The sequence below is a fragment of the Pseudomonas defluvii genome (genome assembly GCF_001695625.1).
Lineage (GTDB): Bacteria > Pseudomonadota > Gammaproteobacteria > Pseudomonadales > Pseudomonadaceae > Aquipseudomonas > Aquipseudomonas defluvii.
Genome location: NZ_MBPN01000022.1, coordinates 1 through 14,588, shown reverse-complemented (window position 1 = coordinate 14,588; position 14,588 = coordinate 1). Strand labels below are relative to the sequence as shown.

Annotated in this window: 11 protein-coding genes; 8 read left to right on the top strand and 3 right to left on the bottom strand. The window is 59.8% G+C overall.

Annotation, left to right across the window (positions count from 1 at the left end):
* The first annotated feature begins 137 nt into the window (after nucleotides 1–137).
* The 4 genes from mexE to EKA13_RS08540 all read left to right on the top strand — a co-directional run bounded on the left by mexE (nucleotide 138) and on the right by EKA13_RS08540 (nucleotide 7,227).
* Entirely contained in the window at nucleotides 138–1,379 is a 1,242-nt protein-coding gene (mexE, locus tag EKA13_RS08555) for a multidrug efflux RND transporter periplasmic adaptor subunit MexE (protein WP_065758962.1), read from the top strand.
* Nucleotides 1,380–1,391: 12 nt separating this feature from the next.
* The gene (locus EKA13_RS08550) at nucleotides 1,392–4,571 is read left to right on the top strand and encodes an efflux RND transporter permease subunit (RefSeq protein WP_065758961.1); all 3,180 of its coding nucleotides are present in this window, start codon (nucleotides 1,392–1,394) and stop codon (nucleotides 4,569–4,571) included.
* Complete coding sequence (locus EKA13_RS08545; RefSeq protein WP_065758960.1) at nucleotides 4,568–5,992, top strand: efflux transporter outer membrane subunit; 1,425 nt, start codon at nucleotides 4,568–4,570, stop codon at nucleotides 5,990–5,992. Before EKA13_RS08550 ends, EKA13_RS08545 begins: the two co-directional genes overlap by 4 nt.
* A 182-nt stretch (nucleotides 5,993–6,174) precedes the next feature.
* Nucleotides 6,175–7,227 carry a HEAT repeat domain-containing protein gene (locus EKA13_RS08540; RefSeq protein ID WP_065758959.1) on the top strand — a complete coding sequence of 351 codons (1,053 nt, stop codon included), beginning with the start codon at nucleotides 6,175–6,177 and terminating at the stop codon, nucleotides 7,225–7,227.
* Nucleotides 7,228–7,250: 23 nt separating this feature from the next.
* On the opposite strand, the gene EKA13_RS08535 is transcribed toward EKA13_RS08540, so the two are convergent.
* Both EKA13_RS08535 and EKA13_RS08530 read right to left on the bottom strand, forming a co-directional pair.
* Nucleotides 7,251–8,501 carry a two-component system sensor histidine kinase NtrB gene (locus EKA13_RS08535; RefSeq protein WP_065758958.1) on the bottom strand — a complete coding sequence of 417 codons (1,251 nt, stop codon included), beginning with the start codon at nucleotides 8,499–8,501 and terminating at the stop codon, nucleotides 7,251–7,253.
* Between the two features lie 36 nt (nucleotides 8,502–8,537).
* Complete coding sequence (locus EKA13_RS08530) at nucleotides 8,538–8,987, bottom strand: nucleoside deaminase (RefSeq protein WP_065758957.1); 450 nt, start codon at nucleotides 8,985–8,987, stop codon at nucleotides 8,538–8,540.
* A gap of 156 nt (nucleotides 8,988–9,143) precedes the next feature.
* On the opposite strand from EKA13_RS08530, the gene EKA13_RS08525 reads away from it, so the two are divergent.
* Together EKA13_RS08525 and EKA13_RS08520 are read left to right on the top strand one after the other, a co-directional pair.
* Nucleotides 9,144–9,839, top strand: a complete 696-nt coding sequence (locus EKA13_RS08525) for a type 1 glutamine amidotransferase domain-containing protein (RefSeq protein WP_065758956.1) — start codon at nucleotides 9,144–9,146, stop codon at nucleotides 9,837–9,839.
* A gap of 168 nt (nucleotides 9,840–10,007) precedes the next feature.
* Nucleotides 10,008–10,799, top strand: a complete 792-nt coding sequence (locus EKA13_RS08520) for a CSS-motif domain-containing protein (RefSeq protein WP_065758955.1) — start codon at nucleotides 10,008–10,010, stop codon at nucleotides 10,797–10,799.
* Between the two features lie 84 nt (nucleotides 10,800–10,883).
* Here the strand turns inward: EKA13_RS08520 and hppD are convergent, their stop codons facing one another.
* On the bottom strand, nucleotides 10,884–11,960 hold the full coding sequence (hppD, locus tag EKA13_RS08515) for a 4-hydroxyphenylpyruvate dioxygenase (RefSeq protein ID WP_065758954.1): 1,077 nt from the start codon (nucleotides 11,958–11,960) through the stop codon (nucleotides 10,884–10,886).
* 427 nt (nucleotides 11,961–12,387) lie between these two features.
* Between hppD and EKA13_RS08510 the strand changes: the two genes are divergently transcribed.
* Together EKA13_RS08510 and rarD are read left to right on the top strand one after the other, a co-directional pair.
* Nucleotides 12,388–13,959 (top strand): EAL domain-containing protein, encoded by a 1,572-nt coding sequence (locus EKA13_RS08510; RefSeq protein ID WP_100250128.1) that lies wholly within the window; start codon nucleotides 12,388–12,390, stop codon nucleotides 13,957–13,959.
* 49 nt (nucleotides 13,960–14,008) lie between these two features.
* On the top strand, nucleotides 14,009–14,588 hold a 580-nt coding region (gene rarD, locus EKA13_RS08505), incomplete at its 3' end, for an EamA family transporter RarD (protein WP_065758998.1).

The following is a 14,588-nucleotide window of genomic DNA, read 5'->3' as shown; positions in this document are numbered from 1 at the left end:
CTATCGCTGATACTGATGATAGGGATCCAACACCATCCATCATTCCCAGTGATAGTTACCTTCGCCTCGTTCGATTCGTTGTTGACCGCTCTAGCACGCAGAATTCGCCCACTTTCAATAATTGGCGGATTCTCTCCATGGAGCAGACACTCAAACCCTTGCGTTATCCCCTCGCCGCTTTGGCACTTCTGGTCATGAGTGCCTGCGGCCGTACCCCTGAAGCCGTACAGGCACCCAGTGCGCCCACGGTCAGTGTGGCCAAGGTGCTGGAGCAGCCTGTCAATGAATGGGACGAGTTCACCGGCCGGCTGGAAGCGCCGGAAACCGTAGAGGTTCGGCCTCGCGTCTCCGGGCAGATCGATCAGGTGGCCTTTACCGAAGGCGCTCAGGTGAAGAAAGGCGACCTGCTGTTCCAGATCGACCCGCGCCCGTTCCAGGCCGAAGTCCGCCGCCTTGAGGCACAACTGCAGCAAGCCCGTGCCACCGCCACCCGCAGCGCCAACGAAGCCGAACGTGGCGAGCGCCTGCGCAGCGGCAATGCGATTTCCGCCGAGCTGGCCGAGTCGCGCACCAGCGCCGCTGCAGAAGCACGCGCCGGCGTCGCGGCGATTCAGGCACAACTGGACCTGGCCCGGCTGAACCTGAGTTTCACCCGCGTCACCGCCCCCATCAGCGGTCGCGTCAGCCGCGCCCAGTACACCGCAGGCAACATTGTCAGCGCCGATGTCACGCCGCTGACCAGTGTGGTCTCCACCGACAAGGTGTATGCCTACTTCGATGCCGACGAGCGGGTCTACCTCAAATACAGCCAATTGGCCCGCGACGGTCAGCGTGGCCAGAGCACCCCGGTGTACCTCGGCCTGTCCAACGAACAGGGCAACCCACACCTGGGGCAGATGAACTTCGTCGACAACCAGGTGAACCCCAAGACCGGCACCATCCGCGGCCGTGCCGTGTTCGACAACCGCGACGGGCAGTTCACCCCCGGGCTGTATGCTCGCCTGAAGCTGGTCGGCAGTGCCACTTACTCTGCGGTGTTGATCAACGACGAAGCCGTCGGTACCGACTTGGGCAAGAAGTTCGTGCTGGTGATGGACAAGGACAACAAGGCCGATTATCGCGCGGTCGAACTGGGGCCGAAGCTGGAAGGCCTGCGCATCGTTCGTAGCGGTCTGAACAAGGACGAGCGCATCGTGGTCAAGGGCCTGCAGCGGGTTCGCCCTGGCGCGCCAGTCACCCCGCAGGACACACCGATGGCCAGCGAAGCGACCTTGGCCGCCCTCGCCCGGCAACGTCAGGCACTTGAAGCCAGCACTCAGGGCAAACCGATGGGCAACACCACGGTCAAGCTCGCCAGTAACCAGGCACCACGCGGTTAAGGGACACCACCGATGAATTTTTCCAAGTTTTTTATCACTCGGCCGATCTTCGCCGCAGTGCTGTCACTGCTGATCTTGATCGCTGGCAGCATTTCGCTGTTCCAGCTGCCGATCAGCGAGTACCCGGAAGTGGTACCACCGACGGTGGTAGTGCGCGCGAACTTCCCGGGCGCCAACCCCAAGGTCATTGGTGAAACCGTCGCCGCGCCACTGGAGCAGGCCATCACCGGCGTGGAGAACATGCTGTACATGTCCTCGCAGTCCACCGCCGACGGCAAGCTGATGCTGACCATCACTTTCGCCCTGGGCACCGACCTGGACAACGCGCAAGTGCAGGTGCAGAACCGCGTGACCCGAACCCAGCCGAAACTGCCCGAAGAAGTGACGCGGATCGGCATTACCGTCGACAAGGCCTCGCCCGACCTGACCATGGTCGTGCACTTGACCTCGCCGGATAACCGCTATGACATGCTCTACCTGTCCAACTACGCGATCCTCAACATCAAGGACGAGCTGGCACGCCTGGGCGGTGTCGGCGACGTGCAGTTGTTCGGCATGGGCGACTATTCGCTGCGGGTCTGGCTCGACCCGAACAAGACCGCATCGCGCAACCTGACCGCCAGCGATGTGGTGGCCGCAATCCGTGAGCAAAACCGTCAGGTTGCCGCAGGGCAACTGGGTGCGCCACCCGCACCGGGCACCACCAGCTTCCAGCTGTCGGTCAACACCCAAGGCCGTCTGGTCAGCGAAGAAGAGTTCGAGAACATCATCATCCGTTCCGGTGCCGACGGTGAAATCACTCGCCTGAAAGACATCGCCCGGGTCGAGCTCGGTTCAAGCCAGTACGCGCTGCGCTCGCTGTTGAACAACCAACCCGCCGTCGCCATCCCGATCTTCCAGCGTCCAGGTTCGAACGCCATCGAGATCTCCGATGAAGTGCGGGCCAAGATGAACGAGCTGAAGCAGAACTTCCCTGAAGGCATGGACTACAGCATCGTCTATGACCCGACCGTGTTCGTCCGTGGCTCCATCGAAGCGGTCGTCCATACCTTGTTTGAAGCGCTGATCCTGGTGGTACTGGTCGTCATCCTGTTCCTGCAGACCTGGCGCGCCTCGATTATTCCGCTGGTGGCAGTGCCGGTTTCGCTGATCGGTACCTTTGCGGTGATGCACCTGTTCGGCTTCTCGCTCAACGCGCTGTCGCTGTTCGGCCTGGTGCTGGCCATCGGGATCGTGGTCGACGACGCCATCGTCGTGGTGGAGAACGTCGAACGCAACATTGGCCTTGGCCTCACCCCGCTGGAAGCCACCAAGCGCGCCATGGGCGAAGTGACCGGGCCCATCATCGCCACGGCACTGGTGCTGTGCGCGGTGTTCGTACCGGCGGCGTTCATTTCCGGCCTCACCGGGCAGTTCTACAAGCAGTTCGCCCTGACCATCGCCATTTCCACCGTGATCTCGGCCTTCAACTCGCTGACCTTGTCGCCAGCCTTGGCAGCGGTGCTGCTCAAAGACCACCATGCACCCAAGGACCGTTTCTCCAAGGCCCTTGAGCGCCTGCTGGGCGGCTGGTTGTTCGCCCCGTTCAACCGTTTCTTCGAGCGCGCCAGCCACAGCTACGTGGGCACCGTAGGACGGGTTATCCGCAGCAGCGGCATTGCCCTGTTCGTCTACGGCGGGCTGATGGTCATGACTTGGCTGGGCTTTACCTCGACGCCGACTGGTTTCGTCCCGGCTCAGGACAAGCAGTACCTGGTGGCCTTCGCCCAGTTGCCCGATGCGGCCAGCCTTGACCGTACGGAAGCGGTGATCAAGAAGATGAGCGAGATTGCCCTCAAGCAGCCTGGCGTTGCTGATTCGGTCGCCTTCCCGGGCCTGTCGATCAACGGTTTCACCAACAGCCCGAACAGCGGCATCGTGTTCACTCCGCTCAAGCCCTTCGATGAGCGCAAGGACCCCAGCCAGTCGGCCGGCGCCATCGCTGCCGCATTGAATGCCCAGTTCGCGGACATCCAGGACGCCTACATCGCGATCTTCCCCCCACCGCCAGTACAGGGCCTGGGTACCATCGGCGGCTTCCGCCTGCAGATCGAGGACCGTGGCAACCTGGGGTATGAAGCGCTGTACAAGGAAACCCAGAACATTATCGCCAAGAGCCGGGGCGTGCCGGAGCTGGCGGGGCTGTTCACCAGCTACCAGGTCAACGTGCCACAGGTCGATGCCGCTATCGACCGCGAAAAAGCCAAGACCCATGGTGTGGCGATCAACGACATCTTCGACACCCTGCAGATTTACCTGGGTTCGCTGTACACCAACGACTTCAACCGTTTTGGCCGCACCTATCAGGTTAACGTCCAGGCTGAACAGCAGTTCCGCCTTGATGCCGAGCAGATCGGCCAGTTGAAGGTGCGCAACAACCAAGGCGAGATGATCCCGCTGGCGACCTTCATCAAGGTCAGCGACACCGCCGGCCCCGACCGGGTGATGCACTACAACGGCTTTATCACGGCCGAAATCAACGGTGCCGCAGCGCCAGGCTATAGCTCCGGGCAAGCCGAGAAAGCCATGGAGAAGCTGCTCAAGGAAGAACTGCCCAACGGCATGACCTTCGAATGGACCGAACTGACCTACCAGCAGATCCTTGCCGGCAACACCGCGCTGTTCGTGTTCCCGCTCTGTGTGCTGCTGGCCTTTCTGGTGCTGGCAGCCCAGTACGAAAGCTGGAGCTTGCCACTGGCCGTGATCCTGATCGTGCCCATGACGCTGCTGTCGGCCATTACCGGGGTGATCCTGTCCGGTGGCGACAACAACATCTTCACCCAGATCGGCCTGATCGTGTTGGTGGGCCTGGCCTGCAAGAACGCGATTCTGATCGTCGAGTTCGCCAAGGATAAGCAGGCAGAAGGCCTCGACCCGCTGGCAGCGGTACTGGAAGCCTGCCGCCTGCGTCTGCGGCCAATCCTGATGACCTCGATCGCCTTCATCATGGGTGTCGTACCACTGGTGTTCTCTTCCGGTGCCGGTGCTGAAATGCGTCATGCCATGGGTGTCGCGGTGTTCTCCGGGATGATCGGGGTAACGTTCTTCGGCCTGTTGCTGACCCCGGTGTTCTTTGTCTTGATCCGTCGTTATGTCGAACGCAGCCAGGCCCGCAAGGCGGCCCGGGTTGCCCAGCGGGAGCAGCACGCATGAGCCACGTTAGACTGTTGATGCCCAGCCTGCTGGTGCTGGCCCTTGCCGCCTGTGCGGTCGGGCCAGACTACCGCGCACCCGATACCGCAGCGGCACACCTGAGTGCAGCGGACCAGCCGGGGGCGCCTAAAGCCTTCGACCGCAACCGTTTTGAAGCAGCCTGGTGGCGCCAGTTCGATGACCCGGTGCTGAACCAGTTGGTGGCTCAGTCGCTGGCCGATAACCGTGAGCTGCGCGTGGCGTTCGCCCGTCTGAAGTCCGCGCGGGCGATCCGCGATGACGTCAGCAACGATGCTCTGCCAACCGTGACCAGCCGCGCCAGCAGTGATCTGGGTAAAGGCCAGATTCCAGGCCAGAGCGACCATCGGGTCAACAGCGAGCGCTATGACCTGGGCCTGGATATGGCCTGGGAGCTCGATCTGTTTGGTCGTATCCAGCGGCAACTGGAAGCCAGTGAGGCGCAACAGGACGCTGCCGAAGCCGACTTGCAGCAGCTGCAGGTCAGCCTGATCGCCGAGCTGGTCGATGCCTACGGCCAACTGCGTGGCGCCCAGTTGCGTGAAAAGATCGCCATGGCCAACCTGAAAACCCAGCAGGACTCCAGGGCCATTACGCAGACCCTGAACGAGGCCGGGGTCGGCAATGAGCTGGATGTGGTGCGTGCCGATGCGCGTCTGGCCGCAGTAGAAGCTACGGTGCCGCAATTGCAGGCAGAACAGGTACGGGCACGTAACCGTATCGCCACCCTGCTGGGTCAGCGTCCGGACACCTTGAGCGTCGACCTGTCCCCGGCGCAACTGCCCGCCATCGCCAAGGCGCTGCCGATTGGTGATCCTGCCGAGCTGCTCAAGCGCCGCCCGGACGTACGCAGTGCCGAACGCCAGTTGGCGGCGGCGACCGCGAATGTCGGGGTGGCAACCGCAGACCTGTTCCCACGGGTCAGCCTGAGCGGTTTTCTCGGTTTCACCGCCGCACGCGGCTCCCAACTGGGCTCCTCGGCAGCACAGGCATGGGCCTTGGGCCCGAGCATTACCTGGGCAGCCTTCGACCTGGGCAGCGTCAAAGCCCGCTTGCGCGGGGCCAATGCTGAAGCCGAAGGCGCCTTGGCCAGCTACGAGCAGCAGGTGTTGCTCGCCCTGGAAGAGTCGGAAAATGCCTTCAGCGACTACAGCAAGCGCCAGCAACGCCTGCTTGCGCTGCTGCGCCAAAGTGAGGCCAGCCGCAAGGCGGCCGAGCTGGCATCCATTCGCTACCGCGAAGGTACGGTGGATTACCTGGTGCTACTGGATGCCGAGCGTGAGCGGCTCAGCGCCGAAGATGCCCAGGCCCAAGCGGAAGTTGAACTCTATAGCGGTGTCGTCGCCATCTACAAGGCACTGGGTGGAGGCTGGCAAGCCGAAACCGTCGCCTCGGCGCACTGACGCAACGGCTCCTTTGGTTGGTTGCAAACCAACCCTTTGCCCCGCAGCTCATGGCTTGCGGGGCTTTTTTATCAGGCCTTGAATTGCCCGCCACCCAGGCGTCACGCCGACAACCGATTTGACTCCAACAGCGCACTGCCACAAGCTGCCCTTTTGGCTCCAGCCGTACACGCGGATTCAGCATGCCCAAGCGTCAAACTTACACGCTGATCAGTCTGGCCCTGCTCATTGTTCTCGGGCTGGGCAGTTACTTTTGGCGCGACGAAAGCCCTGAACCTTCTCCGGCGCTCACAAACAGCTACGCCAACGCCTTGGCCCAGGCCCATGACGGCCTGCCAGGCGCCGCACGCGTGCTCTACCAGCAACTGGCCCGCAACGACTTGTCGTCCATCCGCCGAGCCAGCTTGCATGCCGAATTGCCAAACTACCCTTCTCCCTTGGCGTTGAAGCTGGCCAGCAAAGACCTGCAGCATGAAGACCCGCAGGTACGCCGCGCCGCAATCACCAGCATTGCCGCCTTGGTTCCGGCAGCGCAGCGCAGCCTGTTGCTGGGGCCGTTGCTCGATGAAAAGGATCAAAGCGTACGTTTCGCCGCTGCCGACGCCCTGCTAGGGCTCAGCCCTGATGAAATCGGCCTGTACTTTGGCCCGTTGCAGGATGTACTGGAACAATACCAACACGTACTGCAAAGCGTCGACGACCCCTCCGCTCAAGTGCATCTGGCACGGCTGTACATCCACGAACAACGCTTCGACCAGGCAGGCATCGCACTGGAGCGCGCATTGAGCCTGGCGCCCGATGACTTGCAGGCACTGGCAACCCAGGTGCGCCTGCTTGAGCGCCAAGGTCATACTGACGCTTCTCGCGAGGTGCTGGCCAAGGCCCTGCAGCGCCACCCCGAGTCTGCCTTCCTGCAACATGAGCTGGGCCTCTGGCTGCTGCGTCATCATCAGGACGAATATGCACTGCTGGCGTTTGCCCGAGCCCTTGAGCTTGAACCGGCCAACAACGATTACCGCTATACCCTGGCCACCAGCCTGCACGACCTCGACCAGACCGATGCAGCACAGAAACAGCTGGAAACCATCCTTGCCCGACAACCGGCCAACCGCAAGGCCAGGGTCTTGCTGATCAACTACTGGAAGGAAACCGGCCAGTTGCAGAATGTACAGATTCTGTTGGCCCAACTGGAACAGCAGAACCCAGACGATCCGCTGGTACAACAAGGCCTCTGAGCGCTGCGGCGATTGCGCAACGCTCAATCCTGAGCCAAGTGTCGAGGCAACAGCAATCTTACCCGAGTGCCCTTGCCAGGTTCGGACTCGATCAAGGCGCGTCCCCCCGACTGTCGGACAAAACCGTAGATCATTGCCAACCCCAGTCCATGCCCCTGCCCAGCAGGCTTGCCCGTAAAAAATGGCTCGAAGGCTCGCACCACAGCCTCAGGCTCCATGCCACAACCGTTATCCTCTACCTGCACGTAGGTGTAATCGCCAGGCAGCAGGCCGTCACGGCCCTGCTCGCACGCGTCATAGCGCACATTGCCGGTGCTGACGATCACCCTGCCGCCGTGCGGCAAGGCATCACAGGCATTCAAGCAGAGGCTCTGCAACGCGCGCTGCAGTTGCTCGACATCCACCAGCACCGTCCAGGGCAACAGCTCCAGGTGCATCTGCAGGGTGATCTGCGAGCCGAGGGATTGGCTTAACACTGCTGCCATGCCATCAATCAGTTGAGTGACATTGACAGGTTGAGGGTCAAGCGCCTGGAAACAAGAAAAGGCAAGTAACCGATCTGCCAGTGCAACGGCCTGGTTTGCCGCCCCCCTGGCGCTTTCAATACAGGTGTCCAGACGCTCCAGGTGCCCCTGCGCCAAACGTTGCTCCAGTAATGCCAAGCTGGAGCAAATACCGCCCAGCAGGTTTTTCACATCCTGCGCCATGCCACCCGACAACTGCCAGAGATGCTCAAGGTCGGCAGTGCGCGCCCGCACTTGCTGTTCATGGGCAAACGCCAGCATGCGCCATTGCTGCTCGGACTGAACATGGGCCGTGGTTTCGATCACTTTGTCGAGCACCCCGACAATGGCGCCACTCTCATCCCGTACAGGCGTGCAACTGAAGGTGAAGTAACTGGGTTCTGACGCCCCATTACGGTTGATGATCAACGGAAGGTTTTCGATCAGCGTCGCTTCACCCGAAAGCGCCTTGAACAGGATCGGGCCGACCTTCTCCCAACTCTCACCCAGCACGTCATCAAAACTGCAGCCCAATACCTGGCGCTTGCCCAGCATCTCGTTGAAGGCGTCGTTGTAGATCGTGGAAAGTTGCGCGCCCCATACCAGGCACGTCGGCACCTTTGATACCAGCAGCATGTCCACCGCAATGCGCAAGGTCGCAGGCCAGCTCAGGATAGGCCCCAGCGGCGTGTCTTCCCAAGGGAACTGCCTGACTTTTTCACCCATTTCGCTCGGTGGCATGAGCGGCGAAGCAAGATGCTTCATGCGCATTGTCGACTCCATGTACTGAAATGCTGCAACTGAAACTTATAGACCGATATCTTCGTTCCACAACTTGGGGTTATCGGCGATAAAATCGTTCATCAGCTTGATGCAGTCGGGATCCTGCAACACTTGCAAATGCACGCCCCGCGACTTGAGCAGAGCCTCCTCCCCCATGAACGTACTGTTCTCACCGATGATCACCTCCTTGATACCGTAGAGCAGAATCGCCCCACTACACATCGAGCAGGGTGACAATGTGGTGTAAAGGGTGGCTTGCCTATACACGCTGGCAGGCTGACGACCGGCATTCTCGAAGGCGTCCATTTCGCCATGCAGGATTGCACTGCCCGACTGCACCCGACGATTGTGGCCGCGCCCGATAATCCGGCCCTCATAGACAATCACCGAGCCAATAGGAATGCCGCCCTCGGCGAGACCGGCGCGGGCCTCATCGATAGCCGCCTGCATGAATGACGAGTGGTTAGTGCTCATAAGGCTGACTCAATGGCATTTGGATAAATGAACACTAGCACAGGGCCATCAACACGACAGTCACCATGGCACCTTTCAAGCCGACAGCTATGCTCAAAAGTCCGAGATTGAGCTGCCGGTGTACGTCAAAACGCCGATCGTCTAAGGAGGAGCGTAATGAGCAAGAAAATCCTGGTGGTGTTGACCAATACTGCCAAATACCCCTCACTCAAACGCGCCACAGGGTTGTGGTTGGGCGAAGCGGTGCATTTTGTCGATACGGTTCAACAGGCGGGCCTGGTAGTTGACTATGTCAGCCCTGCGGGTGGCTATGTCCCTATCGACCCACATAGCCTGAGCATGGCTGCCGACATCGATTGGGCCTGGTATGAAGACAAGGCCTTCATGAACAGGCTGGGCACGACCCTGAACCCAAAGCAGGTCAAGGTGCAGGACTACAATGCCATCTATTACACCGGTGGTCATGGCGTGATATGGGACTTCCCGGAAAACACGGTATTGCAAGGCATTGCTGGAACGATTTTTGACAACGGCGGTATTGTTTCGGCCGTGTGCCATGGCGCCGTTGGCTTGCTGAACATCAAGCTCAGCGATCACACCTTGTTGGTCAAGGACCGTGAGGTCACGGGTTTCTCCAATATCGAAGAACAACTGGCAGAGTTGGACAAAACCGTTCCGTTTTTAACGGAAACCGAGTTGATCGCACGCGGCGGGCTTTATCAGAAAGCTGAAGAGCCCTGGGCGTCCTTTGTAGCCGTTGACTCAAAGGACGGCAGGCTGATTACCGGGCAAAATCCGGCATCTGCTGCGGCAGTAGCGCAGCGGGTACTGGCAACACTGCCGCGTGCCTGACCGATACGCCTGACCAACGCTGTTGACCGATACCACGGCGGATCGTTTTCAGGGACTACAGGAGCGCCCCACAACACCCTTTATGCTGACGACACAGTCGAAAAGCTCGCAACGCCCCTCTGCGGGGCATACGAGCCCTGGCTTTCACTCAGCGTCCAGAGGTGAACCGTGGCTATCCATAAAAAACGCGCAGGCCGTGTCCTGCTCGAATTCCTGACGATCATGTTGATCGGTTTGACCCCTGTGGCCAGCGGCCTGCTGATCATTGCCCTGCAAGTAGACCGAAAGCATTTGGAGGCGGCTGAAAAAGCCGCTCATGAAGCGCTTGATCGAATCGAGACCGTTATCGAAACGCTGCACACTACCAGCAGTAAAGTGCTCAGTCTTGCAGAGCTGGCCTGTGATAAAGCAATGCCCAAACTGCGCGTGGAAGTCGTCTCCGAGCCGAATCTGCGCTCATTGGTGCTGCTGAGAGAAAACCGCGCCTACTGCAGCACTCAACATGGAGAGAGCGAAATCATCGTCGACCCAGGCACTTTCCATAACCAGAAACTGTTGCTGGCCGCCGGTAACCAGGTAACACCCGACTCCCCAGTTCTGTACTACCGCCTTCAGGAATACCCGTTCGGGGTACTGGCGCTGACCAACGGCTTACTTTTGCAGCAAATGATCAGTGCCATCAAGGAGCCCGCGACCGTGGTCGTTCAATTCGGTACGGAATACTTGTCAGCGACGGACATTGTCGAAGATATAAGCCACACCAACATCAACGAACAGTACCTTCACGTCGTGTCCCACAAACACGGCTTTATCGTACACAGCGGCTTTGCGGACGGTAGCACCTGGCAGGAAGTGCGCAGCAACATGCTTGCCAGTGCGCCCTCACTACTACTGGTCGGCATCATTACCTCCGCCTTTGTGTACTGGAGCCTGTTTTCCCGACGCAACCGCAAGCTTTAGGGCTGCACGAGCAGGCATCATCACCTGAAAAACAAAGAGGCCAGCGTACGAACGCTGGCCTCTTGTGTATCACGCTATCGGTAATCAGTCGGTAGCCAATACACCACGGCGTACCTGATCACGTTCAATCGACTCGAACAGTGCCTTGAAGTTACCTTCACCGAAACCGTCGTCACCCTTGCGCTGAATGAATTCGAAGAACACCGGCCCCATCAGGGTCTCCGAGAAAATCTGCAACAGCAGGCGTTTGTCGTCAGGCTGCGAGGAGCCGTCGAGCAGAATGCCCCGTGCCTTCAGCTCTTCTACCGGCTCGCCATGGCCAGGCAAGCGGCCTTCCAGCATTTCATAGTAGGTCTCCGGCGGTGCGGTCATGAAGCGCATGCCCAGTTTTTTCAGGGCATCCCAGCTCTTGAGCAGATCGTCGGTGAGGAAGGCCACATGCTGAATGCCTTCACCGTTGAACTGCATCAGGAATTCTTCGATCTGCCCGGCACCTTTGGACGATTCTTCGTTCAGCGGAATGCGGATCATGCCATCCGGTGCGGTCATGGCCTTGGAGGTCAGGCCGGTGTACTCGCCCTTGATATCGAAGTAGCGGATCTCGCGGAAGTTGAACAGCTTCTCGTAGAACGCCGCCCAATAGGCCATACGACCACGATAAACGTTGTGCGTCAGGTGATCGATGATCTTGAGGCCCGCACCCTCTGGATGACGGTCGACACCTTCAATGAAATTGAAGTCGATGTCGTAGATCGAGCTGCCTTCCTCGAAGCGGTCGATCAGGTAGAGTGGCGCGCCGCCAATCCCCTTGATCGCTGGCAGGCGCAGCTCCATTGGCCCGGTTTCGATTTCCACCGGCTGCGCACCCAGTTCCAGTGCACGGGCATACGCCTCGTGGGCATTACGCACGCGAAACGCCATGCCGCACACCGACGGACCGTGCTCGGCAGCAAAGTACGAGGCAATGCTCTTGGGTTCGTTGTTGAGGATCAGGTTGATACCGCCCTGGCGGTACAGATGGACGTCCTTGGAGCGGTGGGTCGCCACTTTGGTGAAGCCCATGATCTGAAAGATCGGCTCCAGAACCCCTGGGGTCGGTGCAGCAAACTCGATGAATTCGAAGCCCATCAGGCCCATCGGGTTGTCAAAGATATCAGCCATGCTCGTGTCCTCATCAATACGGTAAAAACAGGTTCAATTGCTATCGATGTCGAGCAGACGGGGTGGCGCGCAGGAGATGCCCCTCACACTGCGTGCGAGGTAGTCACCAAAGATCAGTTTGAACCCATGACACTTCATATGGACCCATTCTCGGCGGGTTTGATTCCCCGGAGGCGGAGAACCTTATTATTGTATGCGTAACCTGATTCTACATGGCGTAAAAACATTTGTCCGCACTTTAGTTCACGCCACTGCTTGCACGGCCATGGGGGTTGCAGGGCACACTCTCGGACAACGCCGGTGCCCTATCAGGATGGTGAGTACACTGTAGCCATAATAGACTACTGCCACACCCGCTATCACAGGCGGGCGGGGCAAGCGCTATGCTTGCCAACGAAGGACCCTTTGCCATGACAGGTAGTCAACCATGCCCCTTTCGCGAAAACGCCGCAGCCGCTCCACTGGACGCGTCCTGCTGCCCTGGCTGGTGGGTTTCATTCCGCTAATTTGCGGCGTGCTCCTGCTGAACTGGCAAGCACAGCGAGAGCTGCAAGCCAGAGCACAGCTCAACGCAGAGCACGCCATCGAACAGTTCGACCGGGTGCTGGACAACATTGCCCAGGCCGCACGCAACCTGCTACCGCTGGCGGGCCAACCTTGCGAGCAGGTCAAGCTGCCCTTGCGTGAACAGGTCACGCGAGGCACCTTCGTCCGCTCGACCAACCTGTTCTACGACGACACCCTTTACTGCAGTTCGCTGTTCGGCAGCTACCGCGAAGCAGTCAATCCAGGCGACTATAGCGACGGCAGCCTCTGGCTGATGGATGGTAACTCCGTCTCCCCCGGGCACCCACTGCTGGTCTACCGCCTCAGTCAAGGCAGCAAGGGTGCAATCACAACCGTCGATGGCGATCATTTGATACACCTGTTGCGCCTGATCGACCCGGATTCCGACCTGCGGGTACAGGTGGGCTCCCACTGGATGGGAACTGACGGCCGGGTACGCAACGACCCCGTGCCAGGCTTTGCCGTGGCCCCGACAGCCCTGAAGTCCTCGCATTTCAGCTTCACGGTCCATAGCGGTTACCCGGAGGGCGAGGTGTGGCGCCTGATGCAACGCCAGTACGGCCCCTTGTTCGGCCTGCTGGTCTTCCTCGGCATCATTGCCGGGGTAGCCTGCAACTGGCAACTGAAGCGCGCCAATTCGCCTCGGGCAGAACTGCAACGGGCACTCGAGGCAGATGAATTCGTGCCGTACTTTCAACCCGTCGTACGCCAGGGTGACTATCGTTGGGCCGGTGCCGAAGTGCTGATGCGCTGGATGCACCCGCGTGACGGTCTGGTACGTCCTGACCTGTTCATTCCTTACGCCGAGCACAGTGGCCAGATCATCCCCATGACCCGTCGCCTGATGCAGCAGGTCGCTGAACAACTGGCACCCCATGCGGACAACTTCGAGGAAGGTTTTCATATCGGTGTCAATATTAGCGCAGCCCACTGCCAGGACCTGGCGCTCTACGATGACTGCCAGAAGCTGCTTGCGGCCTTTCCACCCGGGCGCATTCGGCTGACCCTGGAGTTGACCGAGCGTACGCTGATAACCCCCACCGACAGCACGTTCAACCTGTTCGCCAAGCTGCACGAATTGGGGGTGATGATTGCCCTGGATGACTTCGGCACGGGTCAGTCGAGCCTGACCTACCTGCGCCAGTTCAAAGTGGATTATCTGAAGATCGACAAGAGTTTTGTCGGCATGATCGGTGTGGATGCCTTGTCACTGCACATTCTCGACAGCATCATCGAGCTCTCGAACAAGCTGGACATGGGCGTCGTTGCCGAAGGCGTAGAAACACAGGCGCAACGGGATTACCTGGCCCAACGCCAAGTGGACTTCCAGCAAGGCTACCTGTTCGGCAAGCCCTTGCCGCTGAACGGTTTCATCGACGCCTTGGCCCACCAGAAAAAGGAGCCTGCGGTTGCCCAGCCCTTGTGCCCCTGAGATCATTGCAGGCCAACCGTTCTGTCACTTGCGTTAGTTAGAGGCACCCTTGTCCAAAGGTATCGTTTCATCCGTCATGGCTTCGTTCCTGTTTGCCGTGATGTATTTCTACACCTCGCTGCTCAGCCCGCTGGACGGTGAGGAGATCTTCGGCTGGCGCGTACTCCTGACAATGCCCTGCGTTACCCTGTTCATGCTGATTTCCAGGGACTGGTCACTGGTCATCGGGTTACTCGCCAGAATCCGTCAGAAGCCGATGTTACTGCTGGGTTTGTGCGCCACCTCGGCACTGATGGGCGTGCAGCTCTGGCTGTTTCTCTGGGCACCGCTACACGGTCGTAGCCTGGAAGTCTCCCTGGGGTACTTCCTGCTGCCGCTGAGCATGGTGCTGACCGGGCGCATGGTCTATGGCGAACGTCTGTCACGCCTGCAAAAACTGGCCGTGCTTTGCGCCATGGCCGGTGTTGCCCACGCGCTCTACCAACATGGCAGCTTCGCCTGGGAGACCCTGCTGGTGGCCGGCGGCTACCCTGTGTATTTCGTACTGCGGCGCAAACTGCGCACCGATCACCTGGGCGGGCTGTGGACCGACATGTGCCTGCTGCTGCCAGCGGCACTCTATTTCATTG

What these genes read in the sequence shown, in the direction of transcription:
- EKA13_RS08545 (WP_065758960.1), top strand. Translation starts at nt 4,568, where the DNA reads ATGAGCCACGTTAGACTGTTGATGCCCAGCCTGCTGGTGCTGGCCCTT.
- EKA13_RS08510 (WP_100250128.1), top strand. Translation starts at nt 12,388, where the DNA reads ATGCCCCTTTCGCGAAAACGCCGCAGCCGCTCCACTGGACGCGTCCTG.
- mexE (WP_065758962.1), top strand. Translation starts at nt 138, where the DNA reads ATGGAGCAGACACTCAAACCCTTGCGTTATCCCCTCGCCGCTTTGGCA.
- EKA13_RS08525 (WP_065758956.1), top strand. Translation starts at nt 9,144, where the DNA reads ATGAGCAAGAAAATCCTGGTGGTGTTGACCAATACTGCCAAATACCCC.
- EKA13_RS08535 (WP_065758958.1), bottom strand. Translation starts at nt 8,501, where the DNA reads ATGCGCATGAAGCATCTTGCTTCGCCGCTCATGCCACCGAGCGAAATG.
- EKA13_RS08550 (WP_065758961.1), top strand. Translation starts at nt 1,392, where the DNA reads ATGAATTTTTCCAAGTTTTTTATCACTCGGCCGATCTTCGCCGCAGTG.
- hppD (WP_065758954.1), bottom strand. Translation starts at nt 11,960, where the DNA reads ATGGCTGATATCTTTGACAACCCGATGGGCCTGATGGGCTTCGAATTC.
- EKA13_RS08540 (WP_065758959.1), top strand. Translation starts at nt 6,175, where the DNA reads ATGCCCAAGCGTCAAACTTACACGCTGATCAGTCTGGCCCTGCTCATT.
- EKA13_RS08530 (WP_065758957.1), bottom strand. Translation starts at nt 8,987, where the DNA reads ATGAGCACTAACCACTCGTCATTCATGCAGGCGGCTATCGATGAGGCC.